The sequence below is a fragment of the Leuconostoc rapi genome (assembly GCF_016908715.1).
GTDB classification, from domain to species: domain Bacteria; phylum Bacillota; class Bacilli; order Lactobacillales; family Lactobacillaceae; genus Leuconostoc; species Leuconostoc rapi.
This window is the reverse complement of record NZ_JAFBEK010000002.1, coordinates 1-24,873: the sequence shown is the minus strand read 5'-3', so window position 1 is coordinate 24,873 and position 24,873 is coordinate 1. Positions and strand designations below refer to the sequence as shown.

The 24,873-nt window shown below is 40.4% G+C and carries 25 protein-coding genes and 15 tRNA genes; 1 reads left to right on the top strand and 39 read right to left on the bottom strand.

Features of this window, described 5'->3' with window-relative positions; translation table 11 throughout:
• Positions 1 to 14 precede the first annotated feature (14 nt).
• From rplN to rpsL, 20 genes are all read right to left on the bottom strand, one after another.
• Positions 15 to 383, bottom strand: a complete 369-nt coding sequence (gene rplN / locus JOD28_RS02385) for a 50S ribosomal protein L14 (RefSeq protein ID WP_204769312.1) — start codon at positions 381 to 383, stop codon at positions 15 to 17.
• 52 nt (positions 384 to 435) lie between these two features.
• Positions 436 to 702 carry a 30S ribosomal protein S17 gene (gene rpsQ, locus JOD28_RS02380; RefSeq protein WP_013103443.1) on the bottom strand — a complete coding sequence of 89 codons (267 nt, stop codon included), beginning with the start codon at positions 700 to 702 and terminating at the stop codon, positions 436 to 438.
• Between the two features lie 22 nt (positions 703 to 724).
• Positions 725 to 931, bottom strand: coding sequence for a 50S ribosomal protein L29 (gene rpmC, locus JOD28_RS02375; protein ID WP_002816028.1), 207 nt, complete (start codon positions 929 to 931; stop codon positions 725 to 727).
• A complete protein-coding gene (gene rplP / locus JOD28_RS02370) occupies positions 931 to 1,344 on the bottom strand; it encodes a 50S ribosomal protein L16 (RefSeq protein ID WP_013103442.1) in 414 nt (137 codons plus the stop codon). The genes rpmC and rplP overlap by 1 nt, the downstream gene beginning before the upstream one ends.
• A gap of 14 nt (positions 1,345 to 1,358) precedes the next feature.
• The gene (rpsC, locus tag JOD28_RS02365; RefSeq protein WP_013103441.1) at positions 1,359 to 2,030 is read right to left on the bottom strand and encodes a 30S ribosomal protein S3; all 672 of its coding nucleotides are present in this window, start codon (positions 2,028 to 2,030) and stop codon (positions 1,359 to 1,361) included.
• A complete protein-coding gene (gene rplV, locus JOD28_RS02360; RefSeq protein ID WP_004899456.1) occupies positions 2,030 to 2,386 on the bottom strand; it encodes a 50S ribosomal protein L22 in 357 nt (118 codons plus the stop codon). The genes rpsC and rplV overlap by 1 nt, the downstream gene beginning before the upstream one ends.
• Positions 2,387 to 2,402: 16 nt before the next feature.
• Positions 2,403 to 2,684 (bottom strand): 30S ribosomal protein S19, encoded by a 282-nt coding sequence (gene rpsS, locus JOD28_RS02355; protein WP_013103440.1) that lies wholly within the window; start codon positions 2,682 to 2,684, stop codon positions 2,403 to 2,405.
• A 17-nt stretch (positions 2,685 to 2,701) separates the two neighbouring features.
• Positions 2,702 to 3,535, bottom strand: coding sequence for a 50S ribosomal protein L2 (gene rplB, locus JOD28_RS02350; RefSeq protein ID WP_204769311.1), 834 nt, complete (start codon positions 3,533 to 3,535; stop codon positions 2,702 to 2,704).
• 22 nt (positions 3,536 to 3,557) lie between these two features.
• Positions 3,558 to 3,845, bottom strand: coding sequence for a 50S ribosomal protein L23 (gene rplW / locus JOD28_RS02345; RefSeq protein WP_204769310.1), 288 nt, complete (start codon positions 3,843 to 3,845; stop codon positions 3,558 to 3,560).
• Positions 3,845 to 4,468 (bottom strand): 50S ribosomal protein L4, encoded by a 624-nt coding sequence (gene rplD / locus JOD28_RS02340; protein ID WP_204769309.1) that lies wholly within the window; start codon positions 4,466 to 4,468, stop codon positions 3,845 to 3,847. Before rplD ends, rplW begins: the two co-directional genes overlap by 1 nt.
• A 31-nt stretch (positions 4,469 to 4,499) precedes the next feature.
• Positions 4,500 to 5,183, bottom strand: coding sequence for a 50S ribosomal protein L3 (rplC, locus tag JOD28_RS02335; protein ID WP_204769308.1), 684 nt, complete (start codon positions 5,181 to 5,183; stop codon positions 4,500 to 4,502).
• A 33-nt stretch (positions 5,184 to 5,216) separates the two neighbouring features.
• Positions 5,217 to 5,525: a 30S ribosomal protein S10 gene (gene rpsJ / locus JOD28_RS02330; RefSeq protein ID WP_013103435.1), complete on the bottom strand. Its 309-nt coding sequence runs from the start codon at positions 5,523 to 5,525 to the stop codon at positions 5,217 to 5,219.
• 255 nt (positions 5,526 to 5,780) lie between these two features.
• On the bottom strand, positions 5,781 to 6,860 hold the full coding sequence (locus JOD28_RS02325; protein WP_204769307.1) for an ABC transporter substrate-binding protein: 1,080 nt from the start codon (positions 6,858 to 6,860) through the stop codon (positions 5,781 to 5,783).
• 2 nt (positions 6,861 to 6,862) lie between these two features.
• On the bottom strand, positions 6,863 to 7,690 hold the full coding sequence (locus tag JOD28_RS02320) for an ABC transporter permease (protein WP_204769306.1): 828 nt from the start codon (positions 7,688 to 7,690) through the stop codon (positions 6,863 to 6,865).
• 3 nt (positions 7,691 to 7,693) lie between these two features.
• On the bottom strand, positions 7,694 to 8,521 hold the full coding sequence (locus JOD28_RS02315; RefSeq protein ID WP_204769305.1) for an ABC transporter permease: 828 nt from the start codon (positions 8,519 to 8,521) through the stop codon (positions 7,694 to 7,696).
• The gene (locus tag JOD28_RS02310) at positions 8,508 to 9,623 is read right to left on the bottom strand and encodes an ABC transporter ATP-binding protein (RefSeq protein WP_204769304.1); all 1,116 of its coding nucleotides are present in this window, start codon (positions 9,621 to 9,623) and stop codon (positions 8,508 to 8,510) included. The genes JOD28_RS02315 and JOD28_RS02310 overlap by 14 nt, the downstream gene beginning before the upstream one ends.
• A 79-nt stretch (positions 9,624 to 9,702) precedes the next feature.
• Positions 9,703 to 10,884 carry an MFS transporter gene (locus tag JOD28_RS02305; protein WP_204769303.1) on the bottom strand — a complete coding sequence of 394 codons (1,182 nt, stop codon included), beginning with the start codon at positions 10,882 to 10,884 and terminating at the stop codon, positions 9,703 to 9,705.
• A 154-nt stretch (positions 10,885 to 11,038) separates the two neighbouring features.
• The gene (fusA, locus tag JOD28_RS02300) at positions 11,039 to 13,150 is read right to left on the bottom strand and encodes an elongation factor G (RefSeq protein ID WP_204769302.1); all 2,112 of its coding nucleotides are present in this window, start codon (positions 13,148 to 13,150) and stop codon (positions 11,039 to 11,041) included.
• Between the two features lie 200 nt (positions 13,151 to 13,350).
• A complete protein-coding gene (gene rpsG, locus JOD28_RS02295; RefSeq protein WP_013103428.1) occupies positions 13,351 to 13,821 on the bottom strand; it encodes a 30S ribosomal protein S7 in 471 nt (156 codons plus the stop codon).
• Positions 13,822 to 13,836: 15 nt separating this feature from the next.
• A complete protein-coding gene (rpsL, locus tag JOD28_RS02290) occupies positions 13,837 to 14,250 on the bottom strand; it encodes a 30S ribosomal protein S12 (RefSeq protein ID WP_010383887.1) in 414 nt (137 codons plus the stop codon).
• A 253-nt stretch (positions 14,251 to 14,503) separates the two neighbouring features.
• Between rpsL and JOD28_RS02285 the strand changes: the two genes are divergently transcribed.
• Positions 14,504 to 15,169, top strand: a complete 666-nt coding sequence (locus JOD28_RS02285; RefSeq protein WP_204769301.1) for a prepilin peptidase — start codon at positions 14,504 to 14,506, stop codon at positions 15,167 to 15,169.
• Between the two features lie 12 nt (positions 15,170 to 15,181).
• Here JOD28_RS02285 and JOD28_RS02280 read toward each other — a convergent pair whose 3' ends face one another.
• The 19 genes from JOD28_RS02280 to JOD28_RS02190 form a co-directional block, all read right to left on the bottom strand.
• Positions 15,182 to 17,656: an ATP-dependent Clp protease ATP-binding subunit gene (locus JOD28_RS02280; protein ID WP_204769300.1), complete on the bottom strand. Its 2,475-nt coding sequence runs from the start codon at positions 17,654 to 17,656 to the stop codon at positions 15,182 to 15,184.
• Positions 17,657 to 17,784: 128 nt separating this feature from the next.
• Positions 17,785 to 18,903 (bottom strand): peptide chain release factor 2, encoded by a 1,119-nt coding sequence (prfB, locus tag JOD28_RS02275; RefSeq protein WP_204769299.1) that lies wholly within the window; start codon positions 18,901 to 18,903, stop codon positions 17,785 to 17,787.
• 106 nt (positions 18,904 to 19,009) lie between these two features.
• The gene (gene secA, locus JOD28_RS02270) at positions 19,010 to 21,424 is read right to left on the bottom strand and encodes a preprotein translocase subunit SecA (protein ID WP_204769298.1); all 2,415 of its coding nucleotides are present in this window, start codon (positions 21,422 to 21,424) and stop codon (positions 19,010 to 19,012) included.
• 126 nt (positions 21,425 to 21,550) lie between these two features.
• The gene (gene serS / locus JOD28_RS02265) at positions 21,551 to 22,861 is read right to left on the bottom strand and encodes a serine--tRNA ligase (RefSeq protein ID WP_204769297.1); all 1,311 of its coding nucleotides are present in this window, start codon (positions 22,859 to 22,861) and stop codon (positions 21,551 to 21,553) included.
• A gap of 398 nt (positions 22,862 to 23,259) precedes the next feature.
• Positions 23,260 to 23,333, bottom strand: a tRNA-Ile gene (locus JOD28_RS02260).
• 46 nt (positions 23,334 to 23,379) lie between these two features.
• Positions 23,380 to 23,450: transfer RNA gene (locus tag JOD28_RS02255), tRNA-Gly, on the bottom strand.
• A 34-nt stretch (positions 23,451 to 23,484) separates the two neighbouring features.
• A tRNA-Phe gene (locus tag JOD28_RS02250) sits at positions 23,485 to 23,557 on the bottom strand.
• Positions 23,558 to 23,577: 20 nt separating this feature from the next.
• Positions 23,578 to 23,651 (bottom strand) — tRNA-Asp (locus JOD28_RS02245).
• A 2-nt stretch (positions 23,652 to 23,653) separates the two neighbouring features.
• Positions 23,654 to 23,727, bottom strand: a tRNA-Met gene (locus tag JOD28_RS02240).
• Between the two features lie 40 nt (positions 23,728 to 23,767).
• A tRNA-Ser gene (locus tag JOD28_RS02235) sits at positions 23,768 to 23,857 on the bottom strand.
• A 30-nt stretch (positions 23,858 to 23,887) separates the two neighbouring features.
• Positions 23,888 to 23,961 (bottom strand) — tRNA-Ile (locus JOD28_RS02230).
• Between the two features lie 13 nt (positions 23,962 to 23,974).
• A tRNA-Met gene (locus JOD28_RS02225) sits at positions 23,975 to 24,048 on the bottom strand.
• Between the two features lie 25 nt (positions 24,049 to 24,073).
• Positions 24,074 to 24,147 (bottom strand) — tRNA-Pro (locus tag JOD28_RS02220).
• A 64-nt stretch (positions 24,148 to 24,211) separates the two neighbouring features.
• A tRNA-Arg gene (locus JOD28_RS02215) sits at positions 24,212 to 24,285 on the bottom strand.
• Between the two features lie 5 nt (positions 24,286 to 24,290).
• Positions 24,291 to 24,374: transfer RNA gene (locus JOD28_RS02210), tRNA-Leu, on the bottom strand.
• A 5-nt stretch (positions 24,375 to 24,379) separates the two neighbouring features.
• Positions 24,380 to 24,451: transfer RNA gene (locus JOD28_RS02205), tRNA-Gly, on the bottom strand.
• Positions 24,452 to 24,458: 7 nt separating this feature from the next.
• Positions 24,459 to 24,531: transfer RNA gene (locus JOD28_RS02200), tRNA-Thr, on the bottom strand.
• Between the two features lie 39 nt (positions 24,532 to 24,570).
• Positions 24,571 to 24,643 (bottom strand) — tRNA-Val (locus tag JOD28_RS02195).
• Positions 24,644 to 24,646: 3 nt separating this feature from the next.
• A tRNA-Ser gene (locus tag JOD28_RS02190) sits at positions 24,647 to 24,735 on the bottom strand.
• Positions 24,736 to 24,873 lie beyond the last annotated feature (138 nt).

Sequence of the window (24,873 nt, the reverse complement as noted above, 5' to 3'; positions counted from 1 at the left end):
CCTCCTTGTCAGTTTTAGAGCACTTCTGGTGCCAATGAAACGATACGCATATAGTTGCTGTCACGTAATTCACGTGCAACAGGACCAAAGATACGCGTACCAACTGGTGACTTATCTTCCTTAACGATAACAGCAGCATTTTCATCAAAGTTGATGTATGAACCGTCTGTACGTCGAACGTCAGATACAGTACGAACGATAACAGCCTTAACGACGTCACCCTTCTTTACGTTACCACCAGGGATAGCTTGCTTAACTGTAGCAACAATCATGTCACCCACACCCGCAAACTTACGACCTGAACCACCGAGCACTTTAATCGTTAAGATTTCACGCGCGCCAGAGTTGTCAGCCACTTTTAAACGACTCTCTTGTTGAATCATGGTTCTTCCTCCTTAGTTAGCAATTAATTACGACGATTTGGTATAAATAATATTAAAGAACTACTGCCTCTTCAACAATTTTAACCAAACGGAAGTGCTTAGTTGCAGACAAAGGACGTGTTTCCATAATTTGAACAATATCATTTATCTTTGCAGAATTGTTCTCGTCATGGGCCTTAAACTTCTTTGTGTACTTAACTCGCTTACCATATACTGCATGCGTCACATAAGTATCAACAGCGACAGTAATTGTCTTGTCCATCTTATCTGAAACAACACGGCCTTGATAAACCTTACGAGCATTACGTTCTTCACTCATTTTTCAGCTTCTTCCTTTCGTCTTATTTGTTGGCGTTAGCCAATTCTTGTGCACGAATAACTGTCTTAACTCGTGCGATGTCCTTACGAACTTGTGCGATACGCGCCGTGTTTTCAAGTTGACCTGTAGCCAATTGAAAACGTAGGTTGAATAATTCTTCCTTGAATTCGGCTTCGCGCTTTTGCAAATCCGCAAGTGACAATTCTTTCAATTCACTTGCTTTAGCCATTATTCAGCCTCCCGAGCAATAATCTTTGTACGTACAGGCAACTTGTGTTGTGCTAAACGCAATGCTTCACGAGCAGTTGCTTCAGAAACACCTGCCACTTCAAACATAACCTTACCACGTTTCACTGGTTCAACCCAACCTTCAGGTGCACCTTTACCGTTACCCATTCGAACACCGACACCCTTAGATGTATATGACTTATGAGGGAAGATTTTAATCCAAACCTTGCCACCACGTTTCATATAACGTGTTATTGCAATACGGGCAGCTTCAATTTGACGATTTGTAATCCAGCTTGATGTTGTTGCTTGCAAGCCGTAATCACCGAACGTTACCGTCGTTCCACCTTTTGCTTCACCACGCATGTGGCCACGGTGTACACGACGGAATTTAACACGCTTTGGTACTAACATGTTTGCTTCCCTCCTTACTTACTGTTCTTTTTTTGTGGTAAAATATCACCACGATATATCCAAGTTTTGATTCCCAAGTTACCATAAGCTGTCATAGCTTCGTCCCATGAGTAATCGATATCAGCGCGTAAAGTATGCAAAGGAACAGTTCCTTCAGTATATTGTTCAATACGAGCAATATCTGCACCGTTCAAACGGCCAGAAACCATAACTTTAATACCTTTAGCACCTGAACGTGTTGTACGTTGAATTGCACCACGCATTGCGCGACGGAACGCCACACGACGTTCCAAGTCACCAGCAATTTGTTGTCCAACCAAATGTGCAGACAAATCAGGTTTCTTGATTTCAACAATATTGATAAAGACACGCTTTGAACGGCCTTTTTCATCAGTATCAGTCAACTTAGCTAATTGTGTCCGAAGCTTTTCAACTTCAGACCCACCCTTACCAATAACCATTCCTGGCTTGGCGGTATGGACAGAAACATCAACACGTGATTTTGTGCTGCGTTCAATTTCGATGCGATCAACTGCGGCGTCCGCTAAATTCTTTTCGATGTACTTACGAATACGTAAGTCTTCGTGAAGTTGGTTAGCGTAATCAGCCTTATCAGCAAACCACTTTGCATCCCAGTCGCGAATAACGCCGACACGGAATCCAGTAGGGTTAATCTTTTGACCCATTACTTTGCCTCCTTCTCAGCAACCACAATAGTGATATGGCTTGTACGCTTGTTGATAGGTGAAGCAGAACCCTTGGCACGAGGACGGAAACGCTTAAGCGTTGGTCCTTCGTTAGCAAAGGCTTCCTTCACGATAAGATCTTCTCGGTCTAATGAGAAGTTGTTTTCAGCATTAGCAACTGCTGAGTTCAAAACCTTGTAAATATCTTCAGTAGAAGTGTTAGGTAGGAACTTCAAAATTGCGTATGCTTCGTTAACACTCTTACGACGAATAGTGTCAAGAACTAGGCGTGCCTTACGAGGGGCAACACGTACAATCTTGGCTGTCGCACGAGCTGAAGTAATTTGTTCAGCCATTTTTCAATTTCCTCCTTTATTTTTTACTAGTCTTCTTATCATCAGCCTTGTGGCCTTTGAATGTACGAGTTGGGGCAAATTCTCCCAACTTGTGACCAACCATGTCTTCTTGCACAAAAACCGGAACGTGCTTACGACCATCATATACAGCAATTGTGAAACCGATAAAGCTTGGGAAGATTGTTGAACGACGCGACCAAGTCTTGATTACTGATTTTTTCTCAGAATTTGATTGCGCTTCAATCTTCTTAAGCAAGTGTGGGTCCGCAAATGGTCCCTTTTTTAAACTACGAGCCATTGGTTGTCTCCTTTCCCTTACTTACTCTTACGACCGCGAACGATAAACTTTGTTGAAGCCTTCTTCTTATCGCGAGTCTTCTTACCGGCAGTCTTCTTACCCCATGGTGACATAGGACTTGGACGACCAACGGGTGCTTTACCTTCACCACCACCGTGCGGGTGATCATTAGGGTTCATAACTGATCCACGAACATGCGGACGCTTACCACGCCAACGATTACGACCAGCCTTACCCCAATTAATCAATGAATGTTCAGCATTACCAACTTCACCGATAGTTGCACGGTTTGTAGCAAGAACCAAACGAACTTCGCCTGATGTTAAGCGAACGATGATATACTTACCATCTTTACCCAAGATTTGTGCTGAGGTACCAGCTGAACGTGCCAACTGTCCACCTTTACCAGGCTTCAATTCAATATTATGAATCAAAGTACCTTCAGGGATACTGCTCAATGGCAAGGCATTGCCGGGTTTAATATCGGCATCAGGACCAGATTGAACTTTATCGCCAACCTTCAATCCCTTTGGCGCCAAGATATATGACTTTATACCATCTTCGTATACGAGCAAAGCAATGTTTGCTGTACGATTTGGGTCATATTCGATAGCTTTAACAGTAGCTGTCTTGTTATCTTTGATACGCTTGAAGTCTACCAAACGGTAGGCTTGTTTGTGTCCACCAGCATGGTGACGAACTGTCATACGACCAGAGTTATTACGTGCTCCAGTTTTTGACTTTTTTGCCAACAAACTCTTTTCGGGCGTTGACTTCGTGATTTCAGCGAAATCTGAAGTCGTCATGTTACGACGTCCGTTAGAGGTTGGCTTATACTTCTTGATAGCCAATGTCTTATCCTCCTATTTAGATTTAACCTTCGTTAAAGATTTTAATATCTTTTGAATCTTTCGACAACGTTACAGTTGCCTTCTTTAACTTGCGTGTGTAACCAACGTAACGGCCTTGGCGCTTCTTCTTACCACGTACGTTAGCTGTGTTCAAACCTGAAACTTGAACGTCAAAGATTTCTTCAATAGCTTTTTTAATCTGAGGCTTTGTTGCGCGAATATCAACTTCGAAGACATAACGCTTACGTTCTGTTTGCGCCATAGAAGCTTCTGTGATGATAGGGCGACGGATAATATCGCGTGCATCCATTAGGCAAGACCTCCTTGGATTTCTTCGATTGATGATTGAACAATCACCAGTTTATCTGCATTAACAACGTCAAGTACGTTGATACCCTTTGTTGTCATAACTTGGACATTAGCCAAGTTACGTGCTGATAAAATTGCGTTTTCGTTGTCTTCATCAACAACTACTAATGTTTTCGTGTCAGCGGCTAAGCTAGTCAAAACCTTTTTAAAGTCTTGCGTCTTTGGTGCTTCAAACGTCAAAGCATCAACTACGACTAACTTACCTTCAGCAACTTTTTGTGACAAAACTGACTTCAATGCCAATTGATATGCCTTACGGTTGATACGGTATGCGTATGAACGAGGTGAAGGTCCGAAAACAATACCACCACCACGGAATTGTGGTTCACGAATTGAACCAGCACGTGCACGACCAGTACCTTTTTGTTTCCAAGGCTTACGACCACCACCAGAAACCGCTGAGCGGTTCTTGACTGCATGTGTTCCTTGACGCATTGATGCACGTTGCATCAAAACTGCATCTGTGATAACAGTGTTGTTTGGTTCAATGGCGAAGACTGCGTCATTTAATTCAAGTTCCGCAGCTTGACTACCATCTTGCTTTAATACAGCAACTTTAGTCATGATTGATTGTTCTCCTTTCTAATAGTTTATATTAAGCTTCTTCAGTCACGGTTGATGTTGAAACACCAGCCATTTTAACTTCAGGATGCTTTGCATTAGTTTTAACGGTTGATTTAATCGTTAATAGTGACTTGTTAGCGCCAGGAACATTGCCCTTCAATAACAATAAGTTGTTTTCAACGTCAACATGGACGATAGCAACATTTTGCATTGTACGCTTGTTATTTCCCATACGTCCAGGCAAAAGCTTGCCCTTGAAGACACGGTTGATAACAGCACCCATTGAACCTGGGCGACGGTGATAACGAGAACCGTGGGACATTGGTCCACGAGACTGACCATCCTTTTTAATGTTACCTTGGAAGCCATGCCCCTTCGTGATACCCGTTACGTCGACGTATTCACCAGATTCGAATGTATCAACTTTGATTTCATCCCCTGCGTTAAATTCGCCTTCCGCATTGCGGATTTCACGAACGTAGCGCTTAGGGGTCGTATTTGCTTTAGAAGCGTGACCTTGTTCAGGTTTATTTGATAGAACTGCGCGCTTGTCTTGGTAACCAAGTTGTAGTGCACTATAACCGTCTGTTTCTGCGTTTTTAACTTGCAAAACGACGTTTGGTGTAGCTTCAACAACAGTTACGGCGATCAATTCACCAGTTTCAGTGAAAACCTGAGTCATACCGACTTTGCGGCCTAAGATACCTTTAGTCATGACTAATCTCCTTAATTATTTGTTTGAAAAATATTATAACTTGATTTCAATCGCAACGCCTGATGGCAATTCAAGTTTACGCAATGCGTCAACTGTTTTGTCAGTAGGGTTCACAATATCAATCAAACGCTTATGCGTGCGCATTTCAAATTGCTCACGGCTATCCTTATGCTTATGTGGTGAACGTAGAACTGTATACAATGTACGTTCAGTTGGCAAAGGGATAGGACCAGCAATTTCTGCGCCCGTACGCTTAGCTGTCTCAACAATTTTTTCTGCTGATTGATCCAAGATACGGTGCTCGTATGCCTTCAAACGGATACGAATTTTCTTTTGTGCCATTATTTCGTGCCTCCTCGTTGATTTTATAAATCAGCTAACTCCGACTAAAAACCGACAACACTGCTTGTATTTTGCGCGCCCATGGCAACGCGGCCGCGCGTGTCGCAACCTTAATCATCATTGCTAAATATTGATACACCAGGCTTTCAGTAGGTTTATGTGACTACGGTTCCAAAAGCGTACTTATTTATATTAACAGAAATATTAACAAAGCGCAACACTTTTCTGCTGATTTGTTAACAACTTTCCTGACAACTATTTTTGCGACATTTTAAATTCCAAAAAAGCATCGTTATATTTTTCTGTCCATAATTGTCCTAAATCATCGTAAACTTGTAGGTGTTTGACTGTTTGATCGTTGGGATAAAATTGTTTATCTTGTCGTATTGCTTTTGGTAATAGCACTTTTGCCTTTTTATTAGGCGTTGCATAGCCAATATATTCAGCATTTTGTGCCGCATTTTTTGGGTCACTCATAAAATTTAAAAAGGCATATGCTGCTGCTTGATGCTTTGCAGTTTTTGGCATAACAACATTGTCAAACCACAAATTAGAGCCCTCGCTTGGCACAACATAATGCAGATGTTTATTATGACTTAACGCTTCTGATGCTTCACCTGAATATGTTACTGCAATTGCTGCCTCATTTTGCGCCATATACATCTTTATTTCATCGGCAATAATGGCTTTAACATTAGGCATCAATGCTGTTAGCTTGGCTTGTGCCGCGGCTAAGTCTGCACGTGATTTCGTATTAACAGATTTATCTTGCGTTATTAATGCAATCGCTAATGCGTCTCTGGCTGAATCAATAAGCATGATTTGATTTTTAAATTTAGGCGACCACAAGTCATCCCAATGCTGAATATCTTTAGCATTAATGTACTGATCATTGTAAATAATGCCAAGTGTGCCCCAAAAATAAGGTAGCGAATACTGGTTGTTATGATCAAAAGATTGATTCAAGAATCGCGTATCATAATTTTTAAGGCCGGTTAATTTACTATGATCCAATGGCAGTAACAAGTGTTCCCTTTTCATCTTCTGTATCATATAGTCCGAAGGGACGGTTAAATCATATGATGTCCCTCCTTGTTTAATTTTTGTATACATTGCTTCATTTGAGTCAAACGTTTCATAGCTTACTTTGTACCCAGTTTCTTTGGTAAATTTTTTAAGTAACTCAGGGTCAATGTAATCACCCCAATTGTAAAGATTCAGAACTTTATTAGACGATACGTTAGTACCTGTTTTGGACGCCAAGTAGTGTTGTGTCCCAAATAATATCAGAACAATTGTACAGATACCTATCATCCCCATGACTAATTTTTTCATAATTATAGCCCCTCCGATGCCGGTAGAACCAAACGTGTACCGCGTTTTTTATTTTTCCCCGAACGCGTAGAAATAATATAATAAGCCAATACAAGCAATAGTGATACCATAAACATCATCGCTGATAGCGCATTAATTTCTAGACTAACCCCTTGACGCGCACGCGAGTATATTTCCACAGAAAGTGTCGTAAAACCGTTACCAGTCACAAAAAAAGTGACTGCAAAATCATCAAGCGAATAGGTAAATGCCATGAAAAATCCTGCCAAAATACCAGGTGAAATCACCGGTAAAATCACACGTGATAACATCTGCCAGTTATTTGCACCTAAATCTTTAGCAGCAGCTACAAGTGATTGATTCATTTCTTGTAGCCGAGGCAACACCATTAAAACCACGATTGGAATGCTAAATGCAATATGCGATAACAATACCGAAGTAAAACCTAAGGCAAATCCCATGACAGTGAATAAAATCAGGAATGACGCGCCAATAATAACATCTGGTGACACAAGCAAAATATTATTTAATGATAAAAAAATATTTTTTGCAAGCGCGTATTTTAAATTATAAATATACAAGGCGCCAGCCGTACCAATAATACTGGCAATTAACGACGATAGTAGTGCAATTAGGAGCGTACTCACAACAATCTCTATGATACGCGTGTCTGCAAATAATTCGGTATAGTGCTTAAATGAAAAGCCTTCCCATCCTTGCATGACATCACCCGCATTAAACGAATAGACAATTAAGAAAAAAATAGGCAAATAGAGAAGTATAAAAACAAGCCACAAGTAACCATTTGCCCATTTAATTTTTTTAACCATGATTCAACCTCGATTCCTTGAAGATTTGCGAGCACGTTCTCTTGTTAGTACCATCGTGATAACCATAGCAACAATTAAAATAACACCAATTGTTGATCCAAGTCGCCAATTTTGGGTTACTAAAAAGTGCTCCTCAATTGCTGTTCCCAATGTAATAACACGATTACCACCAATCAAACGTGTAATCATAAATAACGACAGACTTGGAATAAATACCGCCTGAATGCCTGCCTTAATACCAGGCATTGACAAGGGTAGTATCACACGTCTGAGAGTTTGCCATTGGTTCGCGCCCAAATCACGACTTGCTTGTGCCAAGCGTGGGTTGATTTCTGCCAAAGAATTGAAAATCGGTAAAATCATGAACGGTATTTCAATATAGGCAGCGACTAAGAGGAAACTCCAATTCGAAAACAATAGTTGTTGTGGTGCAATGCCCATTAAACCAATAAAATTATTAACCGTCCCTGTTTTTGAAAGCAATCCTATAAATGCATAAGTTTTTAGCAGCAAATTAATCCACGTTGGTAAAATGACAAGTAGCAACCAAAAATGCTTTTGTTTCAACCGATTCAATAAGTAGGCCATAGGATAACTAATGACTAAAGTGATTATCGTAATTAAAAACGCATACCAAACTGAGTTAAATGTCATCAATAAATAAGTCCCACTTGCAAAATAAGTCGCATAGTTTTGCAATGTAAAATGACCGTTTTGTGTGGTAAGTGACTGGAACAACAACAGTATTAATGGTGCAATAACAAAGAGTACCAGCCATATACCGTAGGGAATGATATAAAATAGTTGCCTTTGCTGCTTACTTTTTGGCATTATCGTCATCGTCCTCATAACTTTCCAAACGCGCATCAAAATCATTTTCGGATTCATTAAACCGCATGATATGAATATCTTCTGGATCGAACGTCAACCCGACACGCTCGCCTACTTTGGATTTATTTGTCGCCTGTACCTGCCATTCGTTCCCATCATCATCAATTGCGGTAATTTCATAATAATCACCACGAAAAGATTGATCATCAATAGTCACGACTAATTTACCATTTTCAACCGTTGTCAAATCCAAATCTTCCGGACGTAACACAACTTCTACGCGTTCATTTGGTCGCATACCGGCATCCACATTTTCAAAATCTTTCCCGGTAAAATGCACAAGATAATCAGCAGTCATGATGCCATCCAAAATATTTGATTCACCAATAAAATCAGCCACAAAATGATTAATTGGTTCATCATAAATGTCTTCTGGTGACCCATTTTGTTGAATGACACCGTCATTCATGACAAATATCCAATCAGACATTGCCAGCGCTTCTTCTTGATCATGTGTCACAAACACAAACGTAATTCCGAGACGTTGTTGAATTTCACGTAATTCATATTGCATTTCTTTGCGCAACTTATAATCGAGCGCAGATAAGGGTTCATCCAACAATAAGACTTCTGGATCATTTGCCAAAGCACGTGCAATAGCCACACGCTGTCGTTGTCCACCTGACAATTCAGTGATTTCACGATCAGCATATTCCCCCAGTTTAACCAACTCTAACATCTCTGTTACTTTAGCTTTAATTTCTTTTTTGCTTTTACCTTTAATGCTCGGACCAAAAGCTACATTTTCAAACACATTCATGTTTGGAAATAACCCATAATCTTGAAAAACAGTATTCATATGGCGCTTTTCAACAGGTACATGATTGATTACTTGGCCCTCAAACAAAATATCACCATATGTCACTGTCAGTTGTCCTGATATCAGGTTCAAAATAGTTGTTTTACCAGACCCTGAAGGCCCTAACAACGTATAAAATTTACCTGCTTCTAATTCAAAATCAATGTTTTTCAAAACTGAATTATCATCATAAGACAATCCGACATTTTTGAATTCAATAATTGGCGTTGGCTCGTTAGACACTTTCCTATCCTCACTTTTAATCAATAAATATATTGTAACAAGAAAAGCACACAACTTCATTCGTTGCATGCTTTTCTTGTTACAATATTTTGTCTTTTCTTTCAACTATAATGATTGTTATGATCATAAATATAAATAAAATCAGTATCGTGATAATTTGTGGTTTCCAGCTGTTAAAAAACCAAAACGCGTAACCAAATAATGCCGGCCCAAGAGCAGCGATTAAGTACCCACCACTCTGCACCATACCGGATAATTGCGCAGTTTGACTAGGTGTGCTTGTCTTTAAACTAAATGTTGTCAGTAAGTATGGAAACAAACTGGCAGTGCTCATACCAATTAACAAATTAACAGTTAACCAATAACCAAAAGAACCTATTGGGTGTAATAATAATAAGTAACCAATAATACCAATTATCGATAAACTAACCATTAACATTTGCCGTTGTTTACCAGTTATTCTTGTAATTAACGTGGGAATAAACAAAGAAAAGGGTAATCCAATTAAAGAATTAATGCCGGAAAATAACCCTGCGACAGACGGTGACAATCCTGTCTGTATAGCCATTGTTGGCCCCCAAGCCATCAAAACATAAAACATGGCTGACTGCATCCCACAAAAAAATAATAATAACCATGCATACTTATTTCGCCAAATAGTTGCGTTTGATTTTACATGAGATCCAACAACAGATAGTTTATCCTGATTTATAACAAAATGATCATTTGGTAGCCAAATAATCAGCGCGATAAACAATATTATTGTCAAAATCAAAACAAATACACGCCAACTTGTCAGCGCTGTAATAGGTGCTGCAACACTTGATCCCACTGCAGTTGCTAACATCATACTAAATGTAAATAGCGAAGTCATTGGTCCAATTTTCATGGGAAAATACGTCCGAATAACACTTGGCAACAGGACGTTCATATGTGCAATACCAATACCAATTAACAAAGTACCTAAGTATAAAAATGGCGTATTAATAACTCTCATCAAAGAACCAATAACAACTAACATTAACATAAGAGCGAAAGCTCGCTCAAGGCCAAATTTTTTCGCCGTTTGAGGTGCAAAAGATGAGAATATAGCAAAGGAAAGTAATGGAATTGTTGTTAATATACCAAGTTGTCCAACCGGTATATGCTGAGATTTTGCAATGGTATCAAGAATGGGTGGCATAGATGTAAACGGTAACCTTAAAACCATGCCAACCACAATAATTCCTGGTATTAAAAATTTACTATGTTGTTTATTCATATCGTTCTCTATACTCTTTAAAAGTAAAACGGCATCACTCCTTAGAGTGACGCCGTTTTTACTGGACCATCGGTCAGTTTTTTAATCATAATTAATGGTATAAAACATCTTAACATACTCTAGAACATATCATAGTGATACATAATCATTAGTATTAAGATTCTTTACCACTATTTTTAATAATTTCTTCTTGAATGTTCTTAGGAACAGCTTCATAATGGTCGAAAACCATTTGGAATGTACCACGTCCTTGCGTTGCAGAACGCAAAGTTGTTGCATATCCAAACATTTCTGACAAAGGCACCTTAGCTTTAACAGCCAAGACAGGTCCACGAGATTCCTGACCTTCAATCATACCACGACGTGCTGAAACATGTCCCATCACATCGCCAAGATTATCTTCAGGTGCAACAATATCAACAGCCATAATTGGTTCAAGAATAACAGCACCAGCTGTTTTAGCAGCTTCTCTCAAGGCTAATGAGGCAGCAATTTTGAAGGCTGCTTCAGAAGAATCGACATCATGATATGAACCATCATACAACTTGGCCTTCAAATCAACCAATGGGAATCCAGCCAAAGGACCTGCATTCAAAGCATCCTTCAAACCTGCTTCAACTGAAGGAATATATTCACGAGGCACAACGCCACCAACAATAGCATCATCGAATTCGAATCCTGCACCCTCTTCATTTGGTGAAAATTCAATATAAACATCTCCATATTGACCTTTACCACCTGATTGGCGTTTGAAGAATCCACGAGCTTGAACTGTTTTTGTAAATGCTTCACGGTAAGCAACTTGTGGTGCACCAACAGTTGCTTCAACGTTAAATTCACGACGCATACGATCAACCATGATATCCAACTGCAATTCGCCCATACCGGCAATCAAAGTGTCACCTGTTTCAGGGTTTGTTGTAGCGCGGAACGATGGGTCTTCTTCAGCTAACTTTTGGATAGCATTAGACAACTTGTCTTGATCAGCCTTTGTCTTAGGTTCAATTGCTAGTTCAATAACTGGTTCTGGGAATTCCATTGACTCAAGAATCAATTGATGATCAACAGAAGTTAATGAATCACCAGTAGTTGTATTCTTCAAACCAATGGCTGCAGCAATATCACCTGAGAACACTTCTTCAATTTCAGTACGCGATGTGGCGTGCATCTGCAACAAACGACCGACACGTTCACGTGTTTCTGAAGAAGTATTTTGTACGTATGATCCAGACTTCAAAGTACCCGTATATACACGCATAAATGTCAAACGACCAACGAATGGGTCTGTCATAATTTTGAATGCCAAGGCAGCAAATGACTTGTCGTCATCAGCAATCAAATCAATTTCTTCACCAGTTTTCGGATCGTTAGCAATATATGGCTTAACATCCAATGGTCCTGGCAAGTAATCAACAACGGCATCCAACATCATTTGAACACCCTTATCTTTATAAGCTGAACCCGCAAGTACTGGGTAGAATTGCAATGCCAAAGTAGCACGACGAATAGCAGCTTTCAATTCTTCAATTGAAATATCTTCGCCTTCAAGGTACTTTTCCATCAAATCATCATCAACATCAGCAACAGCTTCAATTAACGTATTACGCTTTTCTTCTGCCAAATCTTTCAATTCTGCTGGAATATCGCGTGGTTCCCACTTTTCGCCCAAGTCATCAACTGGATAATAAGCTTCTTGGGTAATCAAGTCAATAACAGCTTCAAAATCATCTTCAGCGCCGATTGGCCATTGAATAGCTTCCGCATTGACTTGCAAACGTTCGTGAATTGAATCCACTGACATTTGGAAATCAGCACCCATTTTATCCATTTTATTGACGAATACAATACGTGGTACGTCATATGTGGTTGCTTGACGCCAAACAGTTTCTGTCTGTGGTTCAACACCGGCAGCACCATCCAAAACCGCTACGGCACCATCCAAAACACGTAGTGCACGTTCGACTTCAATAGTGAAGTCCACGTGACCTGGTGTGTCGATGATGTTAACACGGTATGGTGTTTTTTCGAATTGGTCAAAGAAACCATGCCAAACAGCTGTTGTTGCAGCTGATTGAATCGTGATTCCACGTTCCTTTTCTTGTTCCATGAAATCCATTTGTGAAGCACCATCATGTGTTTCACCAATTTTGTGAATTTTACCTGTGTAGTACAAGATACGTTCCGTAGTTGTTGTCTTACCCGCATCAATGTGGGCCATGATACCAATGTTACGTGTACGTTCTAGTGGGTATTCACGTTTTGCCATTGTGAGTTATCTCCTGGTTTTTGTTCTGTATGCAACAAAAAGCGACACAGAATTGTGTTCGCTTTTTGACGGTAAACACTGGCAGTATTTATCGTCTACTGTCATTGTACGCTACTTACTGAAGCTAAGCGTAATTAAATGCTAAGCAACATTATTTAACGTATATCACAATCGGTGCAATATAAATTGCACCTTTGGTTTTACCAACGATAGTGAGCGAATGCACGGTTGGCTTCAGCCATCTTGTGCGTATCTTCGCGCTTCTTAACAGATGCGCCTGTGTCGTTAGCTGCATCCATAATTTCTTTTGCCAAACGTTCGTCCATTGTGTGTTCGTTACGCAAACGTGAGTAGTTCACCAACCAACGTAGTCCCAATGTTGTACGACGGTCAGGGCGCACTTCGATTGGCACCTGGTAGTTAGAACCACCAACACGGCGAGCCTTAACTTCCAATACGGGCATGATGTTTTCCATGGCTTGTTCGAAAACTTCCAATGGCTCATTACCAGTAGCTTCCTTGATATGATCAAAAGCATCATACAAGATTGTTGAAGCAGTTCCGCGCTTTCCATCAAGCATCAACTTGTTGATCAAACGTGAAACGAGCTTTGAATTGTAAATTGGGTCAGGCAAAACTTCCTGACGCTTAGTATAACCTTTACGTGGCATTAGTCAGTCTCCTTCTTACTTTTTTGGCGCCTTTGTGCCATACTTTGAACGTGATGTCATACGACCATCAACACCAGCTGTATCCAATGCACCACGGATAACATGGTAACGTACACCAGGTAAATCCTTAACACGGCCACCGCGAATCAAAACAACTGAGTGTTCTTGCAAATTATGTCCAATACCTGGAATATAAGCAGTCACTTCATACAAGTTTGAAAGACGTACACGAGCATACTTACGTAAAGCTGAGTTAGGCTTCTTTGGTGTCATTGTTCCGACACGTGTAGCAACCCCACGCTTTTGTGGTGCAACATTGTTTGTTGCTTTCTTCTTCATTGAGTTATAGCCGAAGTTCAACGCAGGTGACTTTGACTTAGTCACTTGTGACTTACGAGGCTTACGAACTAATTGGTTAATTGTAGGCATTCTACGCTCTCCTTAAAATTTTTATTATTCTACACAGTTCCAGGTGTGTCATTTCCGTCATTAAACAAAAATGCTCACGTGAAATCTGCTGACAATTGCCTTTGCAGCGCCGTTCAGCACGTTGTGATGTTATCACAGAACAGATTACTTAAAAGCACGTTCAATATAATAACAGATTGAGCCGTAATGTCAATAGTTTGTACTGTGATTATATTTTTTATGAGTTTTGTTCTCGCTAACCGTATGATGCTTTATGGAAAATTTACTGATTTTAATTTTAAATGCCGTTTTAGTATCAAGTATCATGTGTTTGGCAGACCGTATCAATCATGGGATTAATGTCTTTATCAAACAGTCATTTTGTTGGCACTGTGGTCATCGCTTAAAATGGTATGACTTAATACCTGTGTTTGCAACAATATTGACTCGTGGTCATTGTCGTTATTGCCAGAAAAAATTCGGTTTACACTATGCCATTTTTGAATTTTTAGGTGCATTCATTGGTAGTTGTTTATTTTCAAATACGATCGTTTGGATTACAGCCTATCTGTTATTTTTTCTAGCACTTGAGGATTGGCACAATGAACGTATTCACTCAGATATATTAATACCTTGGTTTCTATATTTATTTATCCAGAATTGGGGAGAACCCAAATTGCTGATGACTTGTATGGTACTCACGATTAGTATATTGTTGGTGTACTATCGACAGGCATTGGGAGCAGGGGATATTCCTGTCTTACTCGTGCTAACTTTGATTTCTACGACACACTTATTTGCCTTATCTTTACTTATTGCCTCTATATTCGGACTTGTCTACCTTGGCATTAAGCAGGCAAAACGGTTACCCTTTGTGCCATTTCTTTATATCGGATGGTTAGTTGCAACCTTAATTGAAAAAACGCTCATAAACTACTGATTATGAGCGTTTTTATGCCTTAGTAGGTGCTTTTTCGATTGGTTTAATATTAATTTTGATCTCACCATTTTTAGCGCCAATTGTAACAGCACTCTCTGTGGTGATTTGCCCGCTGAGTAGTGCCTCACTCAGTGCGTCTTCAACCTTAGTCTGCAATGCTCGTCGTATTGGACGTGCGCCATATTCGGGATCAAATCCAGCACTCGCAACAACATCAATAGCAGCTGGTGTGATTTTGACAGAAATTCCTTGCTCCGCAACACGTTGTAAGACCGAACGACTCATTAATTTCACGATTTGATGTAGTTCTTCCTTAGTCAATGCATCAAAAACAACCGTCTCATCTAAGCGATTAATGAATTCTGGTCGAAATGTATCCTTCAATGTTTCACGAATTTTTTCTGCTACTGCTTCATTATTATTCTTAAGGTCAATTGCACCAAATCCCATGGATTTTTCATCCCTTAACCTTGTTGCTCCTAGATTAGATGTCATGATGATAATTGTATTTCGAAAATCAATTTTACGCCCTTTGGAATCTGTCAGAAAGCCGTCATCAAAGACTTGTAGCATCAAATTAAATATATCTTGATGTGCCTTTTCTGCTTCATCTAATAAAATAACTGAATACGGATGGTTTCTAACTTGTTCAGTTAACTGTCCGCCTTCATCATAACCAACATATCCAGGTGCTGAACCAACTAAACGTGATGATGACCACCTCTCTTGATATTCTGACATATCAATTCGAATCATATTATCTTCACTACCAAACATCGCTTCTGCTAATGCTTTGGCTAGTTCTGTTTTTCCAACGCCAGTAGGACCCAAAAACATGAACGCGCCAATTGGTCTACTAGGGTCTTTCAGACCAGAACGTGCACGACGAATAGCTCTTGCCACGGCTGAGATTGCTGGTTTTTGTCCAATAACGCGTTTTCCTAATACTGACTCTAAGTTGACTAACCTGTGTTGTTCATTCTTTTCAAGTTGGGTCAATGGTACCCCTGTTTGCTGTGAAATCACTTCGGCAATGTCTTCTGACGTCACATGTAAATCATATTGTGGTCGTTGATTTTCTTGTGCCTGAGCGGCTTTAGCAGCCAATTTATTAACTTTAGTTCTCAACTTCATTTCTTCTTTGCGCAACTCAGCAGCCGTTTCAAAGTTCAAATCTGTGATAGCAACATCTTTGGCCTCAATCACCTCAGCTAATCGGCGTTGATTCTTACTCAAAGGTGTTAGCTTGTCCACAGCATCAATGCGAACCTTGGCACCTGCTTCATCCATTAAATCAATTGCCTTATCTGGTAAAAAGCGGTCCGTGATGTAACGTGATGACAATTTAACCGCAGCTTCCACAGCGTCATCATCAATTTGAACCTGGTGATGTGCTTCAAATTTTGGTCGAATGCCTGTCAAAATGGCAACGGCATCTTTTGAAGACGGTTCATTAACAGTTACTGGTGCAAAACGGCGTTCCAACGCAGCATCTGCTTCCACATATTTTTGATATTCATCAAACGTTGTCGCTCCCAGCGTTTGTAATTCACCGCGAGCTAAGGCTGGTTTCAAAATATTAGATGCATCAATTGCTCCCTCTGCACCACCCGCACCAATTAACGTATGCAATTCATCGATGAATAAAATAACGTTGCCATCATTATAAATTTCTTCAATCACTTTTTTTAAACGGTCTTCAAATTCGCCACGATATTTCGTTCCCGCTACAAGCGAACCCATATCTAGAGCCATTAATCTTTTATTTTTGAGTGTTTCGGGCACTTCATCTTTGACAATACGTTGCGCTAGTCCCTCAGCAATTGCCGTCTTTCCGACACCTGGTTCGCCGATTAGCACAGGATTATTTTTAGTTCGGCGAGATAAAATTTGTACCACACGGCGAACTTCTTTAGAACGTCCTATAATGGGATCCATCTTGTCATCTTTGGCAAGTTGTGTCAAATCGCGTGCCAGGCCATCTAAGGTCGGTGTGCCTTGGGCTTGTTGTTTATCACGTTGTTTCATTTGTTTACGCACATCGGTCACACCAAGTTTACGTAAGATGGCACGACGCATTTCTTGCAAATTCGCATCTAACGCCAACAAAATACGTGATGACAAAATACTTTCATCTTGTAATAAGGCCAATAGCATGTGTTCTGTCCCAATTTTGGGTTGCGCAAGTGCACGCGACTCTTCACTAGATTGACGTAGAATATCCGCTGCTTTTGGTGAATAAGGCAAGTAACTATTTTTGTCATAGCGCGTTGTCATACCATATCCTGTAAAATGTTCAATTTCTTCACGAATATCATCATCTGTAACGTTAAACTGGCCCAGTATCTTACTAGCAATCCCCTCTTTTTCAATCGCCAATGCAAGTAATAAATGCTCTGTACCTACCGCTTGATGTTTAAAATATTTTGCTTGTTCTTGTGCCAAAACTAAGACATTTTGTGCACTAGGTGTATAATTGGTATCCATATTTTGCCCTCCGTTTTTTACGCAGTTAATGTCTAATGTTGACTTATATTATAACGCATTACATCTACATTAGAAACTAATTTGTTTGTCAATTCAAAAAGCCGAAACAATTGTTTCGACCTTTATTTTTAATTAGGGTTTTTAAGGCTTAATTGCCATTGCAAGAACGCATTGATAAATGGATCTAAATCACCATCTAATACTTGTTGTGGTTGGTTAGTTTCGTAATTAGTACGATGATCTTTGACCATTTGGTAAGGATGCAAAACATACGATCTAATCTGCGAACCCCAGCCATTTTCTAACTTTTCACCTGTTAATGCCGCACGTTCTGCCTCTTGCTTTTCGAGTTCAAGTTGATATAACTTGCCCTTTAACAAGCGCATCGCATAATCGCGGTTGCCATACTGTGTTCTTTCCACGGTCGATGATACTACAATGCCTGTGGGCTCATGAGTTAATCGCACCCCTGTTGATACTTTGTTGACGTTTTGTCCACCAGCACCACCCGAGCGAAAAACGTCCATTTTAATATCATCATCGCGCACCTCAACTTCAATAGTATCATCTAATTCTGGCATGACATCCACACTCACAAAACTTGTGTGGCGACGCCCAGCTGAATCGAAAGGTGAAATACGAACAAAGCGATGCACACCTTTTTCACTCCGTAAAAAGCCAAATGCATTGTGTCCTGCAATTTTAATTGTTGCACTATCAATCCCAGCTTCATCGCCAGCATGGTAATCCAAAACATCCACTTGAAAACCATGTTGTTGTGCCCAACGTGTGTACATACGATATAAATTAGCACCCCAATCCGTTGACTCTGTGCCACCTGAACCTGGATGTACTTCTAAAATAGCATTGTTGGCATCATATGGTTCTGTTAACAGTTGTTCTAAATTATAAGCTTCAACATCTTTTTGAATTTTAGCAACATCTTCTTCTAATTCTGTCAACATATCAACGTCATCAGGATCTTCAGAAAGCATTTCAATTAAAACATCAATCTCTTCAGCCTGGTTTGTTAAATTCAAAAATGAATCACGACGATTTTTTAACACGTTGTTTTCTTCAATTACTTTTTGCGCCTTTACATTGTCGTCCCAAAAACCAGGTTCAGTCATACGATTCTCAAAATCAGCAATCTCTTCTGTTAGCGCTTCTAAATCTAGCGTGCCACGAAAGCGCGTGATATTTTCTTTAATTTCCGCTAAAGCATGCTTAGCATCGATAATTTCCATTATTACTGTATCCCTTCAAAATAAAAACGATTATTAGATAGATTCAGGTCGTCAATTACTCGCTACTTTGCAGATACAAAGCTAACCAGTAGTCAATATCATTTATCTACGCTTTTAAATTCTGACGAATTTCAGCTTTCATAAACGTACGTGTTGCATCATATTCAACATCAATAATCATCTTATTAAAGTTTTCAAATGCTTCATTTTGATATTCTATGAGTGGATTTAATTGTCCATAACCACGTAACCCGACACCTTGACGCAGACGATCCAATGAATCAATGTGGTCTGTCCAGCGTTGATCTACTGCACGTAAAATGACAACTTTTTCAAATTCAAGCATTTGCTCAGGATCAAATAATTGCCCTTTTTTAGCTTTATAGTTTATCTTAGCAAGATCAAATAGCTTTGATTTAATTTGATCGCGTGATAACTCTTGTAATTGTGAAGTTGTGATATCCCCTTCATGAACCAAGGCATTATTAGCAAAGGTAATCACTTGTTCCAAATGCCATTCTGAAGACTTTTTACTGGTCGTTTGCGCATCAACCACACGGTTAATCGTGCGTTCCACCATTGGCATCAAAACCCATTCTAAAGAATCAGCCTCATCGATAACAATATCACGCTGATGATAAATTAATTCACGTTGTTCACGAACAACATCATCATATTGCAAAACATTTTTACGTGTGTCATAGTTATTACCTTCTACACGTTTTTGAGCGGATTCTACTGAACGCGTAATCATACGATTTTTGATAACAGTCTCTTCTTCATCAAGATTCATACGTTCCCAAACAGCACGAATACGATCCGCACCAAAACGAATCATCAAATCATCTTCAAGTGACAAGAAGAACTGAGAAAATCCAGCATCACCTTGACGCCCTGCACGACCGCGTAATTGGTTATCTATTCGTCGTGATTCATGACGTTCAGTTGCAATAACCGCTAAACCACCTAAATCAGCAACGCCTGGACCAAGTTTAATATCAGTCCCACGTCCCGCCATATTTGTTGCTACAGTAACTGCACCACGTTGACCTGCATTTGCAATAATTTCTGCTTCTTTTGCGTTGTTTTTAGCATTTAAAACGTTATGAGGGACATTTTGTGCCATTAAAATTTTTGATAATAATTCAGAAGATTCTACGGATCCAGTACCAATTAAAATTGGTTGCCCATTAGAATGCAACTCCTTTATTAAATTAACAACAGCATTATATTTTGCCCGAACAGATGGATACAACAAATCAGCATAGTCAACACGTTTAATTGGGCGATTTGTCGGAATCGTGACAACCTCCATGTTGTAAATTTCACGTAATTCTTCTTCTTCTGTTTTGGCAGTCCCTGTCATACCAGAAAGCTTTTTATACATACGGAATAAGTTCTGATATGTAATTTGGGCCATCGATTTATTTTCTTCTTGAATCTCAACATTTTCTTTGGCTTCAATTGCTTGGTGTAAACCATCTGATAAACGTGTTCCTTCAGAAATACGGCCCGTGGCTTGATCAATTAACTTGACTTCCCCATTTTGCACAACATAATCTTTATCATTAATATAGTTAAAATTCGCACGTAATGCTTGATCAATGTGATGGGTTAACGCTGTATCACCCGCATCATATAAATTATCCAAATTGAAAAAAATTTCACCTTTATGAATGCCTTCATTTGTTAGCATTGTTGTTTTAGCTTCTTCATCAATTTTATAATCTTCATCAAACTGTAACGTTTTGACAAATCGATCAGCACGTCCATAAAGTTGTGACACACCTGATCCTGGACCAGAAATAATCAATGGTGTACGAGCAGTATCAATTAAAATAGAGTCAGCTTCATCAATCAAGGCAAAATTCAAGCCACGTTGCATGACACGTTCGTCTGCTCGGCGAACCATGTTATCACGCAAGTAATCAAAACCAATATTGAAATTTGTTGAATAGGTAATATCTGCATCATAAGCCGCACGCTTTTCTTCTGCAGGTGCATCACCAACATTGACACCAACTGATAAACCAAGCCAATGATATAACTGACCCATCTGCTCAGCATCACGAGCTGATAAATAATCGTTAACAGTGACAACATGCACACCACGACCTGACAGTGCATTGAGATAAACTGTCATAGTAGCCGTTAATGTTTTTCCTTCTCCTGTACGCATTTCAGCCAAGTTACCGTCATGTAAGGCTGCTGATCCCATAATCTGTACATGGAACGGATATAAACCAAGAACTCTTTTCGCGCCTTCACGTGCTACAGCAAAAGCCTCAGGTAAAATATCATCTAAGGTCTTTGCTAATATTTTGTTTTGTTTATCTTTGTCTTTAACATCCGCTAATGCATCAGCAATAGTTTGCTTGAACTGTGGCGTCTTTGCTTGCAAAGCCTCATCAGACATTGCAGACATTTGGTCGGCATAGCTTTCTACTTGCTCAGCAATATGATTTAATTTTTTTAGTTGTTTTTTTGAGTTATCAACTAATTTACGTATTGGATTTGCCATTGTTTTTAACACACAAGCTTATTTTATTGTGTGCTTCTCCTCTGAAATATAAATTTGTGTGTTATCGCGCACAATAGTCTACTTTCAATTATAACAAAAAAACCTGATAAATACAGGTCTTTGCTATTAATGATGTGGTGTTGCGATTAACTTTTCTTGCCCGCCTAGATAAGGACGTAGCACATCTGGAATAGTTACTGTCCCATCTTCATTTTGATAATTTTCTAGAATTGCTGCCACTGTACGCCCAACCGCTAAACCAGATCCGTTTAAGGTATGCACCAATTGTAATTTACCGCTATCATCACGGAAAGTAATATGCATCCGACGTGCTTGAAAATCTTCAGTATTTGATACCGAAGAAATTTCACGATACATATTTTGTTGTGGCATCCAAACCTCTAAATCATATGTTTTAGCCGCTGAAAATCCCATATCTCCTGTTGACAACATGATAACGTGATAAGGCAACCCTAATTTCTGCAAAATATTTTCAGCATTAACTGTCATTTTTTCTAATTCATTATATGATTGTTCTGGTTTTGTAAATTTAACCATCTCAACCTTGTTAAATTGGTGCAAACGAATTAAGCCGCGTGTATCTTTACCCGCTGATCCAGCCTCCTTGCGAAAAGAAGGAGATAATGCTGTAAACTTAATTGGTAAATCTTGAGCAGGTATTGTTTCACCGGCATAATAATTTGTTAAGGGTACTTCTGCCGTCGGAATATAAGTTTGGTCCAACCCCTCTACACGATAAGCATCATCTTGGAATTTAGGATATTGTCCCGTACCAAACATAGCAGAATCATTAACTACAATTGGTGTAATCATTTCTGTATAACCCTCTTGGCGATGTTCATCCAACATAAAGTTATATACCGCACGTTCTAGTCGTGCGCCATCACCGACATAATATAAGAAACGTGCGCCAGAAACTTTAGCACCGCGTTCAAAATCTAATATTCCTAAAGCCTCCCCCACATCAAAATGCGCCTTCAACCATTTTGGACTTTCTAATAAAGCATGTGGTCTATTTTGATATTCTGCTGGTTCCCATACACGTTGCTCAATATTTGCTGACTCATCTGGACCTACTGGTACTTCTGGTGCCGCTAAATTAGGTAGATGAGCCGCCAAATCTTGCACCTGTTCATCTAATTCAACTTGTTTGCTATCCAATGCTTTAATTTCTGAACTAACTGCTTGCATTGCCGCGATGGCTTCACTTGCATCCTCCTTATTGCGTTTAGCATATGCAATTTTATCGGACGCAATGTTACGATCAGCCTTTAAATTTTCAACAGTTCGAATCGCAGCCCGACGGGCTTCATCCAAACTAAGTAGCTCTGTTAATTTTTCAGAAGCTACGCCGCGATCTTGCAATCGTCTAATGGCCTCATCCGTATTTTTACGTAAATATTTTATATCTAGCATATCTTTTCTCCTCAATATAATTATTCTTTAAAATAAAAGCACGATTCAATCCCATCCAAAAAGGACAAGGGACGAAATCGTGCTTCCGTGGTACCACCCAGTTTTTATGCCAATTACAACATAACACTCTTTGTCTGATAACGGTGATAACCGAGTGGCATTACCCACTAACGTGTGACTTACTGGAGTTTCGAACCATTGCTTTACATCAACCAACAATTTTCTTAAATGTTCTACTTATGGTAAGTTAATAAATTAATTGTATCTAAAAGTAGCTCAAAACGCAAGTTTTGCATAATTAATTTCATATCATCATGGTATTTGATAAAAAAACAATCTTATCTGGACAAAAAAAGAGGGAAGACGACGTCACTAGACACGTCTTACCTCTTAACTCATGGGCCTGACAGGACTCGAACCTGTGACCCCTGCGTTATCAACACAGTGCTCTAACCAACTGAGCTACAGGCCCCTATCTTTTATATCGCGCTGCCTATACCACCCGCTGCATATAAAAAAGCGAATGACGGGAATCGAACCCGCATAGCCAGCTTGGAAGGCTGGAATTCTACCATTGAACTACATTCGCAGACGACCCCTACTACGATACATCGCTGTATCTATGGCGCTGGACGGAGTCGAACCGCCGACACTACGAGCTTCAATCGTATGCTCTACCAACTGAGCTACAGCGCCATCTTAGTACTCTCATACTACGGTCACAGCGGGGCTCGAACCCGCGATCTCCTGCGTGACAGGCAGGCGTCCTAACCAGCTAGACCATGCGACCAATTGCGGGAGCAGGATTTGAACCTACGACCTTCGGGTTATGGGCCCGACGAGCTACCAGACTGCTCCATCCCGCGATTATATTATTCCGATAACTCTCTGCTTGAGACTTACCTAAGGAGAATGTGGGATTCGAACCCACGCGCCGATTTCTCGACCTGACGGTTTTCAAGACCGTTCCCTTCAGCCAGACTTGGGTAATTCTCCATCATCTGTCTCACACAGCTCTACCGTGCATGGACCTTGTTGGACTCGAACCAACGACCGGACGGTTATGAGCCGTCTGCTCTAACCAACTGAGCTAAAGGTCCTTTAGTGAGCCTATCGCGGCAGGGGGGATCGAACCCTCGACCTCCCGGGTATGAACCGGACGCTCTAGCCAGCTGAGCTACACCGCGATCGTCTTTGGCAAACTGCTGCCAATCGGGACGACAGGATTCGAACCTGCGACCCCCTGGTCCCAAACCAGGTGCTCTACCAAGCTGAGCTACGTCCCGATATGTGCTTTCAGAGCCTCTGCCCTTTGACTTAAAAAAAGAGTTTGAATTCCTTCAACCTCTATGCACCTAGCAGGAGTCGAACCTGCAACCTCCTGATTCGTAGTCAGACGCTCTATCCAATTGCGCTATAGGTGCATATATGCCGGCGACCGGGATCGAACCGGTACGATATCTCTATCGCAGGATTTTAAGTCCTGTGCGTCTGCCTATTCCGCCACGCCGGCATACAAGCGGAAGACGGGATTCGAACCCGCGACCCCCACCATGGCAAGGTGATGTTCTACCACTGAACTACTTCCGCAGAATCATGCCGACTAAAGGACTCGAACCTTCGACCCCCGCTTTACAAGAGCGGTGCTCTACCAACTGAGCTAAGTCGGCAGCGCTTTATCCCGACGTGCCGGTCTTGACTTTCGCCAATGGACGCTACAGGGATCGAACCTGTGACCCCCTGCTTGTAAGGCAGGTGCTCTCCCAGCTGAGCTAAGCGTCCCTATGGAGAGAAAGGGATTCGAACCCTTGAAGCAATTCCTTGCTTACATGGTTTCCAACCATGCTCCTTCGGCCAGACTCGGACACCTCTCCCGATTCTTCCGTTCCCTCTACTGCTTCTTTCTTTCTTGCCCTCAAAAGTACCCCTCTCAGAGTACTCCCTATGTATGGCACCGCATCTTCCTATCCTCGCAGCCAGCGATCCGGCAACTACTTTCGGCGTGATAGAGC